Below are 18743 nucleotides of genomic sequence, written 5' to 3' on the forward strand. Positions count from 1 at the left end.
GGGGCCGCGGGGGCGTTCAGCTAACTGCGGGAATGGCCTATTTGCTCAATGTGTTCGGCTGAGATCGGAAATCAACCCACCACACAGGAGTTGGTTTCTATTCCGATTTTAAAATATCTCAATCTGTAACATCTGGGCGGGCAAACCGGCTTTATCTGTTACAGATCGAGACAGACGGCGGGCGTCGGGATGAACATCTCAATCTGTAACAGTAAGACGACTTTCAACGGCCTAGATGTTACAGATCGAGACAAACAAACGTGGCAGGTCAAAACCACCACAAAGGCGCCTGTCCCCGTTGTGGTGGCTAGGGGAGGAGCTTCATGGCGGCGTCGTGGGCGGCGTGCTCGTAGGTGTCGTCGAGGGACTTGAGCGGCAGCAGGGCTGTGGCCTGTGCATCGCCGCGGCGCTCGAGGGCGTGCGCGATGAGCCAGTCGGCGAGCTCGGGGTTCTTGGGCAGCGCCGGGCCATGCAGGTACGTGCCGATGACGCCCTTGTAGATCAGGCCCTCAAAGCCGTCGTCGCCGTTGTTGCCGGTACCCGTGACGACGGACGTTCCGAGCGGCGTGGCGTCTGCGTCGAGCAGGGTGCGACCTCCATGGTTCTCGAATCCCACAAAGGGCTCAGGTGCCAGATCGGTTTTGACGGCTACGTTGCCGATCAGGCGATCGGAGCCGCGTACGGTTTCGGCGGCAATGACGCCCAGGCCCTCAATGCGATCGTCGCCCATGTAGTACGAACGGCCGAGCAGCTGATAGCTGCCACAGATGGCAAGCAGTGTGCCGCCGTCCTCAACATAGGCCGCGACCTTGTCTTTTTGGGCGAGCAGCTCGTGTGCCACGGCTAGCTGGTCGCGGTCGGAGCCGCCACCCATCATGACGATATCGGCATCGGTGAGATCGAGTGACTCGCCCATACGGACCTCGTCCACGCGCACGGGAATGCCACGCCAGGCGCAGCGGCGCTCGAGCGCGATAACATTGCCGCCGTCGCCGTAGAGGTTAAGGGCATCGGGATACAGGTAGACGATGCGCAGCGGGCGCGAAAGCTCGACTGGAGCGATACCGACAGGAAGAGCGCTGCCGTCGGCACGGGCTACGGCGCGCCCGGCAACAGCGTCGGCGGTGGCGCCTTTCAGCCCGTCGAGCTCCTTGACCAGCGGCGGGAAGGCCGTGTAGTTGGCGACGGCGTAGAAGGTGTCATCGGCGGCCTCGTCTGCCACGGCGCCAATTGCCTGCGCGACGTCCGAGATAATCGTGGCATCGATGCCGGCGTACTTCAGACGTACCTGCATATCGTGCGCGCGCGTGCCGCCAGCAAAAGCGACAAGCCCCGTTGTGTCGGCGATGCGTTCGAAGTCGACGTCGTAGATCCACGATACATCGTGGCCATCGGCATCGTTGTCGTTCAGGAAAAAGGCGCAGAGCCTGCCACCTGCTGTTTTAATGGACTGGATTTGTCGATCGAAGCCTACGGGATTTTTGGCCAGATTGGCCTCGACGGTACGGCCGGCGATTTCCCAGCGGCCCATGCGTCCGCCGGCGGGGACGTAGGCATCGAGCGTGGGCTGTAGGTGAGCTGCGTCCACGCCCAGCTCGCGCGCCGCAAAGAAGGCGGCGGCAACGTTGTAGACCATATACAGGCCGTTGTAGCGTGTGGCGATGTGCACGGCAGCCGCGTCGGGCGTAGATCCAAACACCAGGTCAAAGCCGTAGCCGTCGCAGCCGAGCTCCACGCCCGTCACGCGACGGACAAGCCCAGGGCGGGCCCAGCCGCACGAGGGGCAATGGTATGCGCCAAGCTGTCCGTACTGCACATAGTCGTACTCCAACGGTGCGTTGCACTGTGAGCAAAAACGCGAGTCGCTAATGCGGTCGGACTCGGTGTTGGTGGCGCCGTCGATGCCAAAGGCGATGCTTGCATTGGGAACGCGCGCGGCGATTGCGGCACACAGCGGGTCGTCTGCGTTGTAGATGAGCGTTGTTGCCGGAGAGAGCTCCAACGCATGGGCGATGACGTCTTGGGTATGGTCGATCTCGCCGTAGCGGTCTAGCTGGTCGCGGAACAGGTTGAGCAGCACAAAGTACGTCGGCTTGAGCTTGGGCAGAACGCGTACGGTGTAGAGCTCGTCGCACTCAAAAACGCCCACGCGCTTGCCGCTGCTGGTGTGCTTAAGGCCGCCGCGGGCCTCGAGCAGAGCACCCACCACACCAGGCTCCATATTGTTGCCGGCGCGGTTGCATACCACGGTGGCGCCGCTGGCGGCAACGGCGTCGGCGATAAGGTTGGAGGTGGTGGTCTTGCCATTGGTGCCGGTGATCACCACGCTGCGGTCGACCAGGCTCGCGAGGTCGCTTAGCAGCTCGGGGTCGATCTTCATGGCGATGCGGCCGGGAAGCACGCCACCCTGGCGCTTGAGGACAGAGCGCAGTCCCCAGCGGGCGATATCGCTCGAGGTACAGGCGAGAGATGAGCGGAGGTTCATGAAATCGTTCCTAACGTAAACGACATGGTCGGGGCGATCGCGTCGCTAAAAGCCGTAGCGGCGCGCAAATTCCTGGGCAAGCTGCGATACATCTTCGCAGGCGTTGGCCCAGGGGGCAAAGTCGGGGGTGTCCGAGATAATGCCGTCGGCTTCCCAAACCGCCTGGTGCGAGAGGTCCCAGGGGTCGCGTGGCTCGGGTCGGCAGGGAAGGTACGGCGTCTGGTACATGGGGTTCAGCAAGAAGAACGCGCCGCCCTCGCAACGGTTAGCGAACTCACGCAGCGCGCGCGTCGCCGGACGCATCTTGTTTGTTTTGAACAGCAGAATCGTGCGGGCGAGCAGGTACCAGGGGGAGTTCTCGAGGGTATCGGCCCCCACCTGCTCCTCGAGCTGGTGAGCCAGGGCAAAAAAGCCGTCCTGGTCTTCCAAGCGGGCGAGGGCGAGCAACACGGTGCCGGCAGCTCGGGTGGGATAACCTTCTGCCTTAAGGACGCGGCGGGCGTAGTTGGCAGCAGCACGGTAACGAGCGCTCGCCATGCACAGCTGCGAGATGGCCTCGAGCGTGTGAAGCCAGCCAATAAGCGCCGGCTCGCTCACGGTAAGGTCTGCTGCGGTGACACCGTCGGCCAAAACATTATTGGCCCAGTAGTGCGGGGCCTCCATGTCGAACCCGGGCACGCTTTGTTGCAGGTAGTCGGCCGTACTCGTCTCGAGCTTCATCAAGTCGCCCAGGCAGGCATCAACGGGCGTGTCCGCCAGGATGATGGCGAGCAGCTGCGCATCGACGGCAAGTGCATCGACGCGGACGATCTTGAGCAGCTCATCGCGCATATCGTCGAACAGACGGTTGCGCGTCTGCTCAAACTCCTCGTCGCTGCCCATGTCCTCGATGCGGCGAAGCTCGTCAAGCAAATGACGATGAACGCCGGCATAGGACAGCAGCGCTTGGGCATGCTCGGTCTGCGCATACTTGTGGGGGTTTGCGCTGATGTCGTTATGGACAAGCTCGCGTGCTGCATCGGTGAGTTCGGGGTGCGACGCCAGATAGGTGCGCTCCAGATAAGCGGGGATGTAGACGCTCGGATCCATTAGAGGTCTCCTCCCTTAAACGGCAATCCCTGTTCGGCCGCGCGCAGGATTCGTTCGTCGATCTGAGAGCGCACGATGTCGTTGGTGGCGACCCAGGCGGCAAAGCTGGCGTTGTCGGGCGCGCCTAGGCCCTCCTGCAGCACCGGCGTCGCCTCGGACAGGGCAAGGACAAGCTCATCGGTGGAGCCCGGACCTACGTTGACGCGGGCATAGATGCCATCGGGAAACTCGGTTTGGAAGTAGAGTGCTTCGGCTGCGTGCGGGCATGAGCGCACCAGGATGCGCAGGTAGTGTTCGGCGCCCTCGTAATCCAGCTCGCGCCAGGCTGCGCTCATCAGTGCGATGAGCGTCCACGGGTCCAAGTCGCGCTCTGCGTCCTTGGGACGGCGGCGCAGCGGCGTGTTGGCAAGATAGGGTACGGAGTGGGCGGAACGAAAACGCTTGAGCTCCTCGGCAGGGTATTCGAGCTTTGCCATGGCAAGCATCGCGGTATGGCGGACGCCAGCGGGGTCGTTGGGCGCAAAGTCCAGGCTGCGATTCGCGGCATCCAGCGACATGCGGTAGCGGCCGCTAATGAGCGCGCGCGATGCCAAGGCGGCAAGCCAGCGCAGGTAGGGACGGCGGGTCAGGTCGCCTGCGGCCTCACGCTCGTAGGGGTCCTGTGCCGAGGCAATCTTGAGCGCCAGGTCGTGCTCCACCTCGTCGCACTTGGACACCAGATACTGTACGTATTCCTCGTTGGATTCGGCGGTGAGCGCCGTCAGCATGCGCTGGGCATCCCAGTTGGCCGGATCGAGCGCGGCTGCCTCACGGAGCATGTTCTCGGCTGCGGCTTCTTCTTGCTCTGCCTGGGCGTCGTCGGGGATAAAGGGGATGCGGTAGTCGACAGCCTCGACGACCTTGGCAATCAGATGCCCAGCTCGGTCGCGGTCGTGCACGATGAGCGGCGCGGGGTTACGGGTGAATTGTTCCATCAGACGCTCGACGGCGGGGCCGTCGGTGAGTGGAATATTGTCGCGGCGCAAGGCCTCAAGAACGAGGCGATGGCAATCCTCTTGAATGGGGTCGAATGCCATGGGGCCTCCTTTGCTGCGGTTAGGGTTCAAATCATCTCTATATAAGGTTCTAGTTTACCCGCATGTGGCACACCGGGGGTGCCGCACTTGGACTTGCACCTTTGCACCACGAAGACGGATGTCGCACAAATGTCGGCACCTCGGTTGCGCGGGTGGTATCACAGTGCCGTAAACGGTCGATTTTTGGCGGCGAACGGGGCACATTTTGGAGGGGCACAGTCCTGCCCGGGATATGTGGTCAACCCTGATAAAACGTTTGCCCAGCTTGGGAGTATGAATGCCCCACAAGGGTCTTCAGGGATAGAAAAAACGTTTCATCATTATCGGCTTTAGGTGAATAACTGACCAACCAGAACGGTAAAATAGTGTTTGTCTGAGCGTTGAGGCGTTAAGACATCGCGCATTGTCATCGCCGGCAACGCGCAAAACGGTCCTAACGGAGCCAATCGGGTGCTCCGTTATATACGCAAGTCTAAGAGGGGCTTGTTTAGGAGGCACAGTATGGGACGTTTTACCAATCCTCGCGATCTGTACTTTGGTGAGGGCGCTCGCCACGAGGTGAAGAACCTCAAGGGCAAGAAGGCTATCATCGTTTCTGGCGGCAGCTCTATGCGCCGCGGCGGATTCCTGCAGGACGTCGAGAACGACCTTAAGGAAGGCGGTTTCGAGGTCAAGCTGTTCGAGGGCGTCGAGTCCGACCCGTCCATCGAGACGGTCATGAAGGGCGCCGAGGCCATGCGCGAGTTCGAGCCCGACTGGATTATCGCCATCGGCGGCGGCTCGCCCATCGATGCCGCTAAGGCCATGTGGGTCTTCTACGAGTATCCCGAGGAGTCCTTCGATAACATTATCCAGCCGTTCAGCTTCCCCGAGCTGCGTCAGAAGGCTCATTTCTGCGCCATCTCCTCTACCTCCGGCACCGCTACCGAGGTCACCGCGTTCTCCGTCATTACCGACTACGCCAAGGGCATCAAGTACCCGCTGGCCGACTTCAACATCACCCCTGATGTCGCCATCGTCGACCCCGAGCTCACCTACACCATGCCCGCCAAGCTGTGCGCTCACACCGGCATGGATGCTCTGACCCACTGCATGGAGGCTTACGTTTCCACTTGTGCTTCTATGTTCACCGACGCCAACGCTCTGCACGGCATCCGCGAGATCGTCGAGTGGCTGCCCAAGTCCTATGCTGGCGACCATGAAGCCCGTCAGCACATGCACGAGGCTCAGTGCATCGCCGGTATCGCCTTCTCCTCGGGCCTGCTCGGCATCGTTCACTCCATGGCTCACAAGACCGGTGCTGCCTTCGAGAACGGCCACATCATCCACGGTGCTGCTAACGCTATGTACCTGGGCAAGGTCATCCAGTGGAACTCCAAGGACCCGCGTGCTGCCGAGCGTTACGCTTACGTGGCCAAGGAGATCCTGCACCTTCCCGGCGAGACCAACGAGGAGCTCATCGCTGCGCTCGTCCAGAAGATTCGCGACCTCAACGACCAGCTCAACATTCCGCAGTCCATCAAGGATTACGCGAATGGTGGCGTGAAGGTCGACGCCGAGAACCCGCAGATGGTTTCCGAGGAGGAGTTCCTCGCCAAGCTGCCCGAGATCGCCGCGAACGCCGAGCAGGACGCCTGCACGCCCGAGAACCCGCGTGAGACCAAGGCTGCCGACTTCGAGAAGATTCTCAAGGCCTGCTACTACGACACCGACATCGATTTCTAATCGACTCTTGTTATCGTAACGAGGGGCTCCGCACGTATCTGTACGGAGCCCCTTTCTTTTTTCTTTTAGAGAATGGGATAGTTATGGCTGCAATTTTCAATAGCCCCAGCAAGTACATCCAGGGTCCGGACGAGCTCGCCAAGCTCGGCTCCTATGTCGAGCCGCTTGGCGCTAAGGCCCTCGTCATCGTGACGCCTTCGGGCAAGAAGCGCGTCGGTGCCAAGATCGAGGGCGGCTTTGCCGAGGCTAAGGCCGAGCTGCTGTTTGAGGACTTTAACGGCGAGTGCTCCAAGGGCGAGGTCGATCGCCTGGTTGCGCTCGCTCGCGACAACGGTTGCGACATCATCGTCGGCGTCGGTGGCGGCAAGATCCTCGACACCGCGAAGGCCGTCGCCTATTACCTGGAGTCCCCGGTTATCATTTGTCCCACCATTGCTTCGACCGACGCCCCGTGTTCGGCGCTTTCGGTGCTCTATACCGATGACGGCCAGTTCGATAAGTACCTGTTCCTTAAGGCAAACCCCAATATCGTCCTTATGGATACGACGGTTATCGCGGCGAGCCCGGTGCGCCTGACGGTTTCCGGTATGGGCGATGCGCTCGCAACCTACTTTGAGGCCCAGGCGACGCACGATGCCGACGGCGGCACCTGCGCCGGTGGCAAGGGCGGCATGGCCGGCCTGGCGCTCGCCAAGCTCTGCTACGAGACGCTTATGGCCGATGGCGTGAAGGCCAAGGTCGCGCTGGAGAAGGGTGCGCTCACGCCTGCCGTCGAGCACATCATTGAGGCCAACACGCTGCTTTCGGGCATTGGCTTTGAGAGCTCGGGCCTCGCTGCTGCTCATGCCATCCACAATGGCCTGACGATGCTGCCCGAGTGCCACAGCATGTATCACGGCGAGAAGGTCGCCTTTGGCACTATCGTCCAGCTGGTACTCGAGGATGCTCCGACTGAGAAGCTTGAGGAAGTCTTGGGCTTCTGCATTGAGCTGGGCCTGCCGGTCACGATGAAGGAGCTGGGCGTTGCCGAGCTTACGCGCGAGCAGGCCATGATTGTTGCCGAGGCCGCGTGCGCGCCCGATGACACCATGTGCAACATGCCGTTTGAGGTGACGCCCGAGATGGTCGCAAACGCCATCCTGGGTGCCGACGCGCTGGGCCACTACTATCTCATGGATGAGTAAATCAAGCTAAGGAAGGGGCAAAGCCGGCAGACGGCTTTGCCCCTTTTTGCTATGGTGCAAAGGGGTCAGGTTGCTTTGCACCAATTGTTGTTGATGAAAGGGCGGATTCTCGTATGGCGCTTCCCATGGTTTATGGCGGTCCCGGACGATATGTTCAGGGGCCGGGTGAGCTCTCGCGTCAGGGCAGGTATTTGTCATGGTTGGGCTGCGCTGCCTATGTCTTGTTTGACCAGGGCACCGAGGATCGGCTGTGCAGGCAGATCGTCGATGGATTTCTGGATGAAGATCTAAGCGAGCCGTTCTTTAAGATTTACAACGGTCCGTGTACGGAAGAGGCCGTTGTTGAAATGGCTAAGGAAGCCCGGGCTGAGTATTGCGACATGGTGGTGGGTATTGGCGGCGGCAAGATGCTCGATATCGCCAAGGCCGTTGCGTTTTATGCCGAGTTGCCGTTGTGCGTATGCCCCACGGCGGCTTCGATGGACGGTCCGTGCAGCGCGATTTCGGTGTTGTATCACGAGGATGGGTCGTTCGACCGCTACCTGATGCTCGAGAAGAATCCAGACCTGGTCGTGGTCGATACCAACGTGGTCGCGGCGGCCCCGCTGCGTATGACGGTCGCTGGCATGGGCGATGCGCTGGCAACGTACTTCGAGGCGCGTTCGTGCGCCGCGGCGCACGGCGTCAACGAACACGGTGGCGCGCCGGGGCACTTGGCTTTGGTTGCGGCTCGTGCCTGCTATGACACACTCATGGAGTGCGGTGTCGCTGCCAAGCGCGATCTCAAAAAGGGCCGTATATCGCCGGCGGTTGAGCGCCTGATCGAGTGCAATATTCTGCTCTCGGGTGTTGGCTTTGAGAGCGGTGGCCTAGCGCTTGCCCATGCCATCGCCAACGGCCTGACAATTCTGCCCGAGTGCAAGGCCATGCACGGTGAGGCCGTGGCATTTGGCCTGGTGGTCCAGCTGCGCCTAGAGCGTGCGCCCGAGCTTGATCAAGTGCTCGAGTTTTGCCAGCGCGTCGGTCTGCCGACGACGCTCGAGGAGCTGGGTCTTGGCGAGATTTCCGATGCCGATCTGATGAGCGTTGCAGATGCGGCCTTTAGAAACGAACGCAATATGGCCAACGAGCAAGCCAAGGTGACCAAACAAAAGCTCGTGCAGCTCATGTGCGAGGCATAGTTTGGCTCTTGATCGGCCTTGTGCGATCGAGGCGGCGATAGGCCATGGACTATTTGCCGCAAAGATGAGCCGCGTGTAATTTGCCCGAGGCGTGGGCCGATAGCGTATCATTATCTCTTGCTTGTTTGCACTGCTCAGGGAGGGGCCGCGCATGGCGCAGGAACACGATCTGTTTGATGACATTATCGAGATCAGCAAGGGTTTCGACTTTCTTAAAAACCCGCTTGGCGGCGTGACCGATGCGCTCGATCCGTCGGCGCCGCAGTGGAACCCTGCCGACTACAAGGAGCGCCCGCGCGGCAACACCATTCCGTGCCTGACCTGCAAAAACGAAAAGAGCGGCTGCACCGCGTGCATGGACGTGTGCCCGGTCAACGCTATCGAGGTCGAGGAAGACTCCATCGAGATTCTCGACTCCTGTCGCAAGTGCGGCCTGTGTGCCGCTGCCTGTCCGACCGAGGCAATCATCTCGCCGCGTCTGGCGCCCAAAAACCTGTATGACGATATCGTCTCTGCTGCTACGAGCCACGAGACCGCCTACGTCACCTGTACGCGCGCCCTCAAGCGCATGCCGCGCGAGAACGAGGTCGTCGTTGCCTGCGTGGGCGATATTACGGCCGAGACCTGGTTCTCGGTACTGGCCGATTATCCCAACGTGAGCGTCTACCTGCCGTTGGGCGTGTGCGATAAGTGCCGCAACACCGGTGGCGAGGATATTCTGGGCGAGGCGATTGCGAAGGCCGAGGAGTGGTCCGGCACGGGTATGGGCTTGGAGGTCGACCCCAAGAGCCTCAAGTGCCATAAGCTTCGCGAGTACGAACGCAAGGAGTACATGGAAAAGATTGCCCGCACCACGGGCCTGACGGTGACCAAGCTTAATCCGGCGACGGCGGCGCTGGCCTCGGTGACGCAAAAGCTCAAGGCCCATCGCCATCAGATTACCCAGCTGGAGCGCACGCTCAACACCATGTGCGGCACCACGACGACCAAGCGTCGCCGTTCGCTCACGCACGGGCGGCAGCTGGTGCTCTCGACGCTGCAAAACCACCCCGAGCTTGCCCAGAACATGCAGGTGAGCACGCCGGAGTGCGATTTTGACAAGTGTACGTCGTGCGGCGAGTGCGTCAACGTGTGCCCCACGTTTGCCTGCGATCTGGTGGGAAGCGGCCGCTTTGCGTTGGAGTCCACGTATTGTTTAGGCTGCGGCGCCTGTGTCAAGGTTTGTCCCGAGCATGCGCTCAAGCTTGTTGAGCACGACGCGTCCAATCTGGTCGTCGTCGATCCCGAAGCCGAGGAAAAGGCCGCCCAGAAGGCGAAGGCTCACGAAGAAGCTGAGAAGGTCAAGGCCGAAGCAAAGGCCAAGCTCGACAAGATGCTCGATCAGGTGGAGAAGCTCGCGGACTAGTCAGCGAGCTCTATCTCTGCTTCATTTGCGCCGCCGCGGTGTCCGGATTCGCCCGGATGCTGCGGCGGCGCTATACTTATACGGTTTGAAGTACCTGTACCAAAAGGAGCTGTCGTGTCCCTTTCCATCGGTATCGTGGGCCTGCCCAACGTGGGCAAGTCGACGCTGTTCACCGCGCTTACCAAAAAGACCGGCCTTGCCGCCAACTACCCGTTTGCCACGATCGACCCCAACGTGGGTATCGTCGACGTGCCCGATAGCCGCTTGCAAAAGCTTGCCGACATCGTTAACCCGGGTCGCATTGTGCCGGCGACGGTCGAGTTCGTCGACATCGCAGGTCTGGTGAAGGGCGCTAACGAGGGCGAGGGCCTGGGCAACCAGTTCCTGGCCAACATTCGCGAGACCGACGCCATCTGCGAGGTCGTGCGCTACTTTAAGGACCCCAACGTCATGCGTGAGGTGGGCCGCACGGGCGAGTTCGTCGATCCCGCCGGCGATGCCGACACCATCATGACCGAGCTCATCCTGGCCGACATGGGCACGCTCGAGAAGCAGCTGCCTAAGCTCGAGAAGGAGGCCAAGCGCGACAAGGAGCTCATGCCCAAGTTCGAGGTTGCCAAGCGCCTGCTTGCCTGGCTCAACGAGGGCAAGCGCGCCGCATCCATGGAGATGACCGACGAGGAGCGTGCCGCCGCCAAGGGGCTGTTCCTGCTCACCATGAAGCCCATCCTGTATGTGGCCAACGTGGACGAGGATATGCTCAACGACGATCTGGCGCCCATCGATGGTGTCAAGCCGCTGCCCATCTGCGCCAAGATCGAGGCAGAGCTTTCCGAGCTCGATCCCGAGGACGCCGCCGACTACCTGGAGAGCCTGGGCCTGGAGCAGCCCGGCCTGGACGTGCTCGCTCAGGCTGCCTACAAGCTGCTCGGCCTGCAGTCGTTCTTTACGGCCGGCGAGATGGAGGTCAAGGCCTGGACGGTTCGTCAGGGCGCGACCGCCCCGCAGGCCGCCGGCGTCATCCACACCGATTTTGAGCGCGGCTTTATTAAGGCCGAGGTCATTGGCTACGACGACTACATCGAGCTCGGCGGCGAGCAGGGCGCCAAGGCCGCCGGCAAGTTGCGTATTGAGGGCAAGGACTATGTCATGGCCGATGGCGACGTCGTGCACTTCCGCTTTAACGTGTAAGGACGACGCATATGTTCAAATATGGCAAAAAAGCTGGCTACATGGGTATTGCGCTGCTCGTACTTGCGGTGATTCCGCTGGTGGTCGCAGCGTGTGTTATCCCCAACATTGGCCCCGAGGTGGCAACGAAGTTTAACGCCGCCGGCGAGGTGACGCGCTGGGGTAAGAGCTACGAGCTGCTGGCACTGCCGGTACTCAATCTGCTGCTGAGCGTGGCGACGTACTTTACGGCGGGACGCCAAGCCAAGAACAATGACGACTCCGCCGCCATGGCGCGCATCGTGTGCGAGCGCTACCTGCGCAACGGTTGCATCACGGGTGTGTTCCTCAACGTGATCAACGTTTACTTTATGTACTCGGCGATTACCGGAACGGGCTTTGGCTTTGGTTTCTAGCTTGTCCTTTTAGGCAACGAGTCTGCACACATATTCGATAGCTGCTGCGAGGCCGCCGCTCGATCGTGGTTTAAAGACCATGTCGGCGGCGGCCTCGTTTTCGTATCCGGCGCCGCGAAGGGCGAGTGCGATACCGGCTTCCAGGAGAAGGGGCAGACCGCGTTGGCTGGTTGCGATCACGGCAGCCTGATTGAGCGAGCAGCTGTGCGCCTGGCATTGGATAGCAAGTTCACCTTGCGCCGGGCAAGGGACCAGAACGGCGGCGACGCGACTTGATAGCAATGCAAATGCTGTGCGCTCATCGGGCGAAAGGCATTCTGATTCAACGACGACGAGCTTGGGCGGCGCGCTGTTTGTGCGAGGCGTGGCTCGGTACATGCGGACCGAAGAACCCGACATAGAAAACTCCTGTGTATTCGGCAAAACGTAAACTATAGTTTACGTTTATGTTCGGCTCCATTTCAAACTCGGCTGCATGGACGAACGTGCGAAACAGATTCTTGGTAGGCGGGTCGAAGAGACACGCAGAGACCTTGGTATCTCCAAGGTTGATTTTTGTGTGGCGACAGGAATCAGCCGACCCTACCTCGACCGAATCGAAGATGGGACGGCAAATTTCACGCTCAAGGTTCTATTTAAGATCGCGCCCGCACTCGGCATGACGGTATCTGAGCTTCTCGAGGGTATCGAATAGGGCGTTCCCCCGCTGTATTTGACGCTCTTTGGGCGGGTCCCCCCTGGTTGCGATGTGCAAAATCGCGAGTATTCAGCACCAGTTCGGCCGTAGATGGTAGCTCGAGCGGCTGGCTTTGCCTTTTTGACAGTAGATAATCCACACGTTAAATAAAAATGAGGAATAAATATTTACTAGACGGACCCTTCGTCCTAAAAGTTCGTCTAACAATCGGCCGATTCTATGCCTCCGGAGGAGAAATTGCAGAATACTCCGATTTTTGCACGGCCTGAGGGGGGCCACCTGTCGTTTAAGGCTGCGATAAGTGGAGCTGCCTTAGGGATTACGCCATCGGGATGCGGTCGTGGTTGACTTGGCTGTAGAACAGGCGCTGAATCTCGGCGGCATCGCGTGACTGGCCGAGTGCCCACATGGTCTTGGCCACGAGCGTCTCGGTGGTCATGTCGTCGCCGCGCAGAATACCCGGATGATCGGCGTAAGCGCGGCCGACCTCATAAACGCCCAGATCGAGGCCCTCTTCGGGGACCTGCGTGGTCATAACGACGGTGCGGCCCGAATCGACCCAGCGAAAAATTGCCTCTTGGAACGACCCGCCCGACTCACCAAACTCGGGGATACCGCCAATGCCAAAGGTCTCCAGAATCACGGCGTCGTAGCTATCGGCAAGGGCGTCGAGGATGCCCGGGTTTACGCCGGGCGTAAGCTTGAGTACAAATACGCGCGGGTCGATGCTGTCGTAGAAACGCACCGGGTTTTCGCCCTGATGCGTGCCGTGAAGCCCGTTGCGCACAATGCGGTCGTTGCGGATATAGGCGATGGGCGGATAGTTGACGCTAATGAACGCGTTAAAGCTCATGGTGCGCTGCTTGCGGGCGCGCGTGCCGGCAATGGTGACGCCGCCAAACACGATCGAAACGTCGTGCGAGTGCTCGTCGAGCGCATAGAGCAGGCTCTGGTACAGATTGAGCTTGGCATCGGTAAAGGGGTTGCCCATGGGCTTTTGCGAGCCGGTGAGCACGATGGGCTTGGGGCTGTCTTGAATCAGGTAGGAAAGCGCTGCTGCGGTGTAGCTCATGGTGTCGGTGCCGTGCAGAATCACGAAGCCGTCGTGGTCGGCATAACCCTCGACGATGACATCGCGGATGCGCATCCAGTCGCTCGGGCGCATATTGGTGCTGTCGATATTCATGGGCTGCACGACGTCGAGCTCGCAGAGGCCCGAGATCTCGGGGACGCTCTGGGCGAGCTCCTCACCGGTCAGGGCGGGGGAGAGGCCGTTGCTGTCCTCGGTCGATGCGATGGTGCCGCCCGTGGCGATGAGAAGGATGCGCTTCATGCTGGTATTCCTATCGTATTTGCCGCCGCAGAGGCGGAGTCGTTCGGCAGTATTGTGGCACAGGGCGTCCAATGTTCAAACGTATTACATCATCTGTAACGTTTGAAAACACTTCAATTGCCGTCAAATAGGGGCCCAGGTCGTGCGTTTGCCGTGCGCTGATGGCTGCGAGGGGCGAGAAACCCCATATAACGTGTACACTATGAAGGCTATTTTCGTTCATTCACGCGGGTGGGCACCGGCTCCCCGCCAACAAGAGGGGGAACCATGGATCAAAAGGCTTCCGCAAAGGTCCTCGTACTCGACTTTGGTGCGCAGTACGGTCAGCTCATTGCCCGTCGCGTCCGCGACCTCAACGTGTATTCCGAGATTGTCCCCTGCGACATCTCGGCCGACGAGATTCGCGAGATGAACGCCTCTGCGCTCATCCTTTCCGGCGGTCCGGCTTCCGTGTACGCCGAGGACGCTCCGTCCATCGATCCTGCCATCTTTGACCTGGGCCTTCCCGTCCTGGGCTTTTGCTACGGCCATCAGATCACGGCCGTGACGCTCGGCGGCAAGGTCGGCCACTCCGAGGTGGGCGAGTACGGCCGCGCCACTATCACGCGCACGGCCGGCGCCAAGCTCTTTAACTCCACGCCCATGGAGCAGACCGTGTGGATGAGCCACCGCGACGCCGTGTCCGAGGTGCCCGAGGGCTTTACCGTTACCGCCAGCACCGACGTGTGCCCGGTTGCTGCCATGGAGTGCGTCGAGCGCAAGATCTTCACCACGCAGTTCCACCCCGAGGTCAAGCACTCCGAGTATGGTCAGCAGCTGCTGAGCAACTTCCTGTTTGAGATCTGCGGCCTGGAGCCCAACTGGAGCATGGACAACCTGGTCGAGACCATGACGGCTGAGTTCCGCGAGAAGGTCGGCAACGACCGCGTGATTCTGGCCCTGTCCGGCGGCGTCGACTCCTCCGTCGTGGCTGCGCTGGGCGCCCGCGCCGTGGGCAAGCAGATGACCTGCGTGTTCATCAACCACGGCCTGCTGCGCAAGGGCGAGCCCGAGCAGGTGGAGGAGGTCTTCACCAAGCAGTTTGACGTCGACTTTATCCACGTCCACGCCGAGGACCGCTATGCCGAGCTTCTGGCCGGCGTGACCGAGCCCGAGGAGAAGCGCCGCATCATCGGTACGCAGTTCTGGAAAGAGTTCTTCGCCGTGGCGCAGCAGCTCGAGACCGATGGCAAACCGGTCAAGTACCTGGCTCAGGGCACCATCTACCCCGACATCATCGAGTCCGGCGCTCGCAAGACGGGTGGCAAGACGGCCACCATCAAGAGCCATCACAACCTGATCCCGTTCCCCGAGGGCGTGCACTTCGACCTTATTGAACCGCTCGACCACTTCTTTAAGGACGAGGTCCGCGCGCTTGGTCTGGCACTGGGCCTGCCGGGTCACATCGTGTTCCGCCAGCCCTTCCCGGGCCCGGGTCTTGCCATCCGCATCATCGGTGCGGTCGACAAGGAGAAGCTCGAGATCCTCAAGAACGCCGACGCCATCGTGCGCGAGGAGCTCGACGCCTACAACCAGCGTCTGTTTGAGCAGACCGGCGAGCGCAACTCCGAGCACAGCTGCTGGCAGTATTTCGCGGTCCTGCCTGACATCAAGTCCGTTGGCGTTATGGGCGACGAGCGCACTTATCAGCGCCCGATCATTCTGCGTGCCGTCGAGTCCAGCGATGCTATGACCGCCGACTGGGCCAAGCTGCCCTACGACGTGCTGGCCCGCATCTCTGGCCGCATCGTTGCCGAGGTCCCCGGCGCCAACCGCGTGTGCTACGACATCACGTCCAAGCCGCCCGCGACGATCGAGTGGGAGTAGGCTGACAGGGTTCTGACCTGCACTTTTGAGTGCCGCACTGTGCTCCTGAGTTTCGTTTCGTACGAGAGTTACGGCAAAACCACCAGCGACATTGGTGAGTAAACTCGATTATCGAGCCTCCGTTCCCATGTTGGAACGGAGGCTTTTTCTTTGCCTTTTTACTCTCTTTCACCTGCGATTTCGCGATTTACTCTCCGTATTTCAAGACGGCAAGGCACGGAGCGGTATTCGGAGGAATGGGAGTAAGGATTCATCCCGAGTGAGTAGACGCGCTATTTTTGTCCCCGAGGGCGAAACAGGGCCGTTTCGGGGCCCGTGAAACTCAGATCGAACTCAATGGGCATTTTTGCGGTCTCCGTACGGCGTTTCCCCAGGTGGTTAATGGGGAGTAAAGAATCTCGCTGCTAAGAAAGCGACGTTCAGCGCTCTGCGGTCAAGGCTATGACCACCTGAGGGGTGCCGGCGGTGGGGTTCTCGGGAGCGGCGGTGATCGACTCTTTGTTCACCGAGGTGGGCTTGACGAGCTACGCCTACTGGTTCACTGGCTTCTCCGCCATGACCGAGGTGGCGGGCTTCGAGCGCCTTTTGGGCATAGCGGACGCCATGCAGGCGTTTACGAGCTAAGGGCAGCTGGAGGGCATCTGCGCTGTGGGCCTCGACGCAGCGGCATGAAGAAGGCGGGCTCGGTGCCCTACTCGTATAGCCGCCTGGTGAGCGGCGCGGGCAGGTTCGTGCCGGTGGGACCTCAGGCGCTTCTGAGTTGGAAAGGACCGCGGGGCATGTTGATCGCCCGGCCAAAGACAGCCGCACGTGGCCCGTGGGCGAACTGTTCGACAACGGCAGTTCGCTTTCAGGCTCGGGCGTCATCCGCGCGGGTGAGAGGTTGTGGCGGACGCGTTCTTCGTGCGCAACTCGAAAGTCGTGCGCACAGTGGTAACCAAGGGCAGTGTGGCGTGCGGTGCTGAGGAGTGCACGAACTTCTGGGTCTGCAGTTGCTCGGTGCTTACCCGCGTGGATGGCATGAACTCACTCTGGGGCGTGGTGAAGATACAGCGTGCGTCTAACCCGTGCACGGCTTTTGAGCCGATTGACCTGCATGGGCTCAAGGCGTCCGCGCCGGGGATCGCGACGTATGCTTTGGCGCGCTCGAAGCTAAAGACGATTCTGATGGACCCAGACTGGTTGCTGTGGGGAACTCAGATATTTGACGGTGGAGCGGGATGGGGAGCCCCCACGTCCCTTGTGGAGGCGCGAGGGCTTAACGAGTTCAAAAATTCTTTGCCGTTAGAGGTAGCTGCGCAGCCAATCGGGCATGCTAGAATCGTCGATGGACCACGAATCTTCCTCGTGTTCGCTTTCCTCCCAGTTACTTTCGTCACCATCGAAGAACTTGTGCCTGTTGCACTTGTACTTGACTACGGTGTCGCCTTCGCGACGGTACTCGTTCCAGTAGTAGTTTTGCTTTCCATACCCGTCCCATTCTTGCGTTTTGTAGATGACCATGGTGGTACCTTTCGTTTATGCGCACATTTGCGTGATGAGCATGACCTGGCCGATGGCGTGCAAGACGCGGACTACTACCGCACATGCTAGCAGCGCCATGAACAGGCGGGGCATCCGCTTCTCCTCGCGGCTGTTCTCGTCACCGAAAAGGCCTGTGAGGGTCTTCTTTTCGATTGCTGCCTGGCTGTGCCCCATTCGTCGCTCCGTTTCTCTTGCGATTATTGAGTGCTTCCAGGGGGTTATGCCGCTCGGCAGTAGAGTCTCGTCTGGGGCCTTACGATGGTCTGGCCTTCGGCGAGGTCGACCCCGAGGGCAGCCGCGTACGAGACCGCGTCCGGCGAGGCGTACCGGTTTTCGGGCAGCTTGCGGAGAAACCAGTCGACGTTCACGACCTTCGGCTCTGTGACGACCGTCTCCACGGCGGGCGGAACGGCTGCCTGGGCAACCACCTTGGCTGTTCCGTCGGCGATGGCCTTTGCGCCCTTTGCCGCCGATGCGGGCGACATCGCAGACAGGTCGAGCTTGCTGCTCACGAGCAGGGCGATGCCGATTCCGACGGCTGCGGCGGCTATGCCCGTCACCATTCTGGTGGCGATCTTTTTCTTCGGGTGGCTCTTTTCGGCAGCAGAGGCGTCGACCTCTCTGACATCATCGATTGCCCGGTCGTCATTCCTGGTCTTGTTGTGCTTGCCTTCCTTCATCTTCCTTCTCCTTCCAATTGCTTATCGCATAATGTGTCATTGCCTTATTTATGAAATCAAACGCACCTTGTCCGATTCCTATTTCCAAAAAGAGCTCTAGATACTGGTCTTCAAGCAGCTTGTTCCATAGGAGCCAGGCAAACATCTCGGCGTGCTCCTTCGCCTCATCTGGCGTTTGCCTACCCGTCAGCTGCAATAAATTGCCGAGCACCTGCTGTATCAGCGGTGAATCGGGGGCTAAGACTTCCTCGGCGCTTGCGGAATCGATGCTCGCGAAATTGCGTTCCAGCTTTTCTTCGACAGCCGCGTTGTTTTCGATAAGCCTCAGGCTTGACAGGTCGGGTGCATCAAGAAGCGCGTTACAGAAATCCTCGGAGCCTATTCCCAGCTTTTCTTGAAATGTCGATTCGAATTCCGAATCGTCTATCGGACAGCCTAAGTCGATGAGAAGGGCCTTCGTCGAGTCGACCAACGCTTCCGCCAGGCGCTTCCGCAGAAGTGCTTGGACCGCCTCCTTCGGGTTTCGCCCATGGGATGCCCTGTTGAGCTCCTTGCAGAACTTGAGCTGCCTGTCCAACTCTTGGCGCTTCGCAGTTAGTTCCTCCAGCTGTCTTTCGGTTATTTCCTCGAACGGCTGCTCGGCGCTTTCCATCTCATCAAAGGCCCTCTTGATGGAGGTCAGGCTATAGCCCATTTTCTGGTATTGACCTACGAGGGCAACTTTCAGTACATCCTCCTCATCGAAGAAACGCCTGCCTTGTCTGCTGTCCTCGGGGCAAAAGATGAAGTAACGTGAATCGTGTTTGTCGCATATCTGTTGGATGTTGTCCCTTTTAACGCCAGTCATCCTTGATACGTCTTTTATTCGCCACATGGTCTTACCTCCTTGAATGGAGAATAAGGTATGCCCAA

Annotated in this window: 18 protein-coding genes; 9 read left to right on the forward strand and 9 right to left on the reverse strand. The window is 60.1% G+C overall.

The genetic code is table 11. From position 1 onward, the window contains the following. Positions 1–307 precede the first annotated feature (307 nt). Genes AB5Z25_RS04160 through AB5Z25_RS04170 form a run of 3 tightly spaced genes read right to left on the reverse strand, consistent with a single transcriptional unit; the run spans position 308 to position 4650 of the window. Positions 308–2485, reverse strand: a complete 2178-nt coding sequence (locus tag AB5Z25_RS04160; RefSeq protein WP_368134875.1) for a MurT ligase domain-containing protein — start codon at positions 2483–2485, stop codon at positions 308–310. 45 nt (positions 2486–2530) lie between these two features. Then, positions 2531–3574: a hypothetical protein gene (locus tag AB5Z25_RS04165; RefSeq protein WP_368134876.1), complete on the reverse strand. Its 1044-nt coding sequence runs from the start codon at positions 3572–3574 to the stop codon at positions 2531–2533. Next, positions 3574–4650 (reverse strand): tetratricopeptide repeat protein, encoded by a 1077-nt coding sequence (locus AB5Z25_RS04170; protein ID WP_346965534.1) that lies wholly within the window; start codon positions 4648–4650, stop codon positions 3574–3576. Before AB5Z25_RS04170 ends, AB5Z25_RS04165 begins: the two co-directional genes overlap by 1 nt. 501 nt (positions 4651–5151) lie before the next feature. Between AB5Z25_RS04170 and AB5Z25_RS04175 the strand changes: the two genes are divergently transcribed. The 6 genes from AB5Z25_RS04175 (at position 5152) to AB5Z25_RS04200 (ending at position 11731) form a co-directional block, all read left to right on the forward strand. After that, positions 5152–6375, forward strand: coding sequence for an iron-containing alcohol dehydrogenase (locus AB5Z25_RS04175; RefSeq protein WP_006234677.1), 1224 nt, complete (start codon positions 5152–5154; stop codon positions 6373–6375). An 83-nt stretch (positions 6376–6458) separates the two neighbouring features. After that, positions 6459–7559 carry a glycerol dehydrogenase gene (locus tag AB5Z25_RS04180; RefSeq protein ID WP_368134877.1) on the forward strand — a complete coding sequence of 367 codons (1101 nt, stop codon included), beginning with the start codon at positions 6459–6461 and terminating at the stop codon, positions 7557–7559. A 113-nt stretch (positions 7560–7672) separates the two neighbouring features. Beyond that, complete coding sequence (locus tag AB5Z25_RS04185; RefSeq protein ID WP_368134878.1) at positions 7673–8740, forward strand: glycerol dehydrogenase; 1068 nt, start codon at positions 7673–7675, stop codon at positions 8738–8740. A gap of 151 nt (positions 8741–8891) precedes the next feature. After that, positions 8892–10145: a 4Fe-4S binding protein gene (locus tag AB5Z25_RS04190; protein ID WP_368134879.1), complete on the forward strand. Its 1254-nt coding sequence runs from the start codon at positions 8892–8894 to the stop codon at positions 10143–10145. Positions 10146–10259: 114 nt separating this feature from the next. Then, positions 10260–11336, forward strand: coding sequence for a redox-regulated ATPase YchF (gene ychF, locus AB5Z25_RS04195; protein WP_035136922.1), 1077 nt, complete (start codon positions 10260–10262; stop codon positions 11334–11336). Positions 11337–11347: 11 nt separating this feature from the next. After that, positions 11348–11731, forward strand: coding sequence for a DUF1648 domain-containing protein (locus AB5Z25_RS04200; protein ID WP_089572786.1), 384 nt, complete (start codon positions 11348–11350; stop codon positions 11729–11731). Positions 11732–11740: 9 nt separating this feature from the next. On the opposite strand, the gene AB5Z25_RS04205 is transcribed toward AB5Z25_RS04200, so the two are convergent. Continuing rightward, entirely contained in the window at positions 11741–12130 is a 390-nt protein-coding gene (locus AB5Z25_RS04205) for a hypothetical protein (RefSeq protein WP_117745721.1), read from the reverse strand. A gap of 76 nt (positions 12131–12206) precedes the next feature. Between AB5Z25_RS04205 and AB5Z25_RS04210 the strand changes: the two genes are divergently transcribed. Next, entirely contained in the window at positions 12207–12425 is a 219-nt protein-coding gene (locus AB5Z25_RS04210; RefSeq protein ID WP_035136926.1) for a helix-turn-helix domain-containing protein, read from the forward strand. A 322-nt stretch (positions 12426–12747) separates the two neighbouring features. On the opposite strand, the gene AB5Z25_RS04215 is transcribed toward AB5Z25_RS04210, so the two are convergent. Then, positions 12748–13761, reverse strand: a complete 1014-nt coding sequence (locus AB5Z25_RS04215) for an asparaginase (protein ID WP_368134880.1) — start codon at positions 13759–13761, stop codon at positions 12748–12750. Positions 13762–14028: 267 nt separating this feature from the next. Here AB5Z25_RS04215 and guaA point away from each other — a divergent pair, with 267 nt between their 5' ends. Together guaA and AB5Z25_RS04225 are read left to right on the forward strand one after the other, a co-directional pair. Next, positions 14029–15627, forward strand: coding sequence for a glutamine-hydrolyzing GMP synthase (guaA, locus tag AB5Z25_RS04220; protein ID WP_117635915.1), 1599 nt, complete (start codon positions 14029–14031; stop codon positions 15625–15627). Between the two features lie 486 nt (positions 15628–16113). Then, positions 16114–16251 (forward strand): hypothetical protein, encoded by a 138-nt coding sequence (locus AB5Z25_RS04225; protein ID WP_368134881.1) that lies wholly within the window; start codon positions 16114–16116, stop codon positions 16249–16251. Positions 16252–16911: 660 nt separating this feature from the next. On the opposite strand, the gene AB5Z25_RS04230 is transcribed toward AB5Z25_RS04225, so the two are convergent. From AB5Z25_RS04230 to AB5Z25_RS04245, 4 genes are read right to left on the reverse strand one after another with little or no spacing between them, the layout of a single operon-like run. Beyond that, positions 16912–17130 (reverse strand): hypothetical protein, encoded by a 219-nt coding sequence (locus AB5Z25_RS04230; RefSeq protein ID WP_368134882.1) that lies wholly within the window; start codon positions 17128–17130, stop codon positions 16912–16914. A gap of 15 nt (positions 17131–17145) precedes the next feature. After that, positions 17146–17325 (reverse strand): hypothetical protein, encoded by a 180-nt coding sequence (locus AB5Z25_RS04235; protein WP_368134883.1) that lies wholly within the window; start codon positions 17323–17325, stop codon positions 17146–17148. Between the two features lie 44 nt (positions 17326–17369). After that, on the reverse strand, positions 17370–17831 hold the full coding sequence (locus AB5Z25_RS04240) for a hypothetical protein (protein ID WP_368134884.1): 462 nt from the start codon (positions 17829–17831) through the stop codon (positions 17370–17372). Next, the gene (locus AB5Z25_RS04245) at positions 17797–18705 is read right to left on the reverse strand and encodes a helix-turn-helix domain-containing protein (protein ID WP_368134885.1); all 909 of its coding nucleotides are present in this window, start codon (positions 18703–18705) and stop codon (positions 17797–17799) included. The genes AB5Z25_RS04240 and AB5Z25_RS04245 overlap by 35 nt, the downstream gene beginning before the upstream one ends. Between the last annotated feature and the right edge of the window lie 38 nt (positions 18706–18743).

It is taken from the genome of Collinsella aerofaciens (assembly GCF_040910325.1).
In the GTDB taxonomy this organism is placed as follows: Bacteria; Actinomycetota; Coriobacteriia; order Coriobacteriales; family Coriobacteriaceae; genus Collinsella; species Collinsella aerofaciens_BL.

Bases quoted from the DNA above. Each gene is read 5' to 3' on its own strand.
- AB5Z25_RS04180 (WP_368134877.1), top strand. From the start codon at position 6,459: ATGGCTGCAATTTTCAATAGCCCCAGCAAGTACATCCAGGGTCCGGAC.
- AB5Z25_RS04170 (WP_346965534.1), bottom strand. From the start codon at position 4,650: ATGGCATTCGACCCCATTCAAGAGGATTGCCATCGCCTCGTTCTTGAG.
- AB5Z25_RS04160 (WP_368134875.1), bottom strand. From the start codon at position 2,485: ATGAACCTCCGCTCATCTCTCGCCTGTACCTCGAGCGATATCGCCCGC.
- AB5Z25_RS04185 (WP_368134878.1), top strand. From the start codon at position 7,673: ATGGCGCTTCCCATGGTTTATGGCGGTCCCGGACGATATGTTCAGGGG.
- AB5Z25_RS04200 (WP_089572786.1), top strand. From the start codon at position 11,348: ATGTTCAAATATGGCAAAAAAGCTGGCTACATGGGTATTGCGCTGCTC.
- AB5Z25_RS04230 (WP_368134882.1), bottom strand. From the start codon at position 17,130: ATGGTCATCTACAAAACGCAAGAATGGGACGGGTATGGAAAGCAAAAC.
- AB5Z25_RS04240 (WP_368134884.1), bottom strand. From the start codon at position 17,831: ATGAAGGAAGGCAAGCACAACAAGACCAGGAATGACGACCGGGCAATC.
- AB5Z25_RS04205 (WP_117745721.1), bottom strand. From the start codon at position 12,130: ATGTCGGGTTCTTCGGTCCGCATGTACCGAGCCACGCCTCGCACAAAC.
- AB5Z25_RS04210 (WP_035136926.1), top strand. From the start codon at position 12,207: ATGGACGAACGTGCGAAACAGATTCTTGGTAGGCGGGTCGAAGAGACA.
- AB5Z25_RS04190 (WP_368134879.1), top strand. From the start codon at position 8,892: ATGGCGCAGGAACACGATCTGTTTGATGACATTATCGAGATCAGCAAG.
- guaA (WP_117635915.1), top strand. From the start codon at position 14,029: ATGGATCAAAAGGCTTCCGCAAAGGTCCTCGTACTCGACTTTGGTGCG.
- AB5Z25_RS04215 (WP_368134880.1), bottom strand. From the start codon at position 13,761: ATGAAGCGCATCCTTCTCATCGCCACGGGCGGCACCATCGCATCGACC.
- AB5Z25_RS04175 (WP_006234677.1), top strand. From the start codon at position 5,152: ATGGGACGTTTTACCAATCCTCGCGATCTGTACTTTGGTGAGGGCGCT.
- AB5Z25_RS04165 (WP_368134876.1), bottom strand. From the start codon at position 3,574: ATGGATCCGAGCGTCTACATCCCCGCTTATCTGGAGCGCACCTATCTG.
- AB5Z25_RS04245 (WP_368134885.1), bottom strand. From the start codon at position 18,705: ATGTGGCGAATAAAAGACGTATCAAGGATGACTGGCGTTAAAAGGGAC.
- AB5Z25_RS04235 (WP_368134883.1), bottom strand. From the start codon at position 17,325: ATGGGGCACAGCCAGGCAGCAATCGAAAAGAAGACCCTCACAGGCCTT.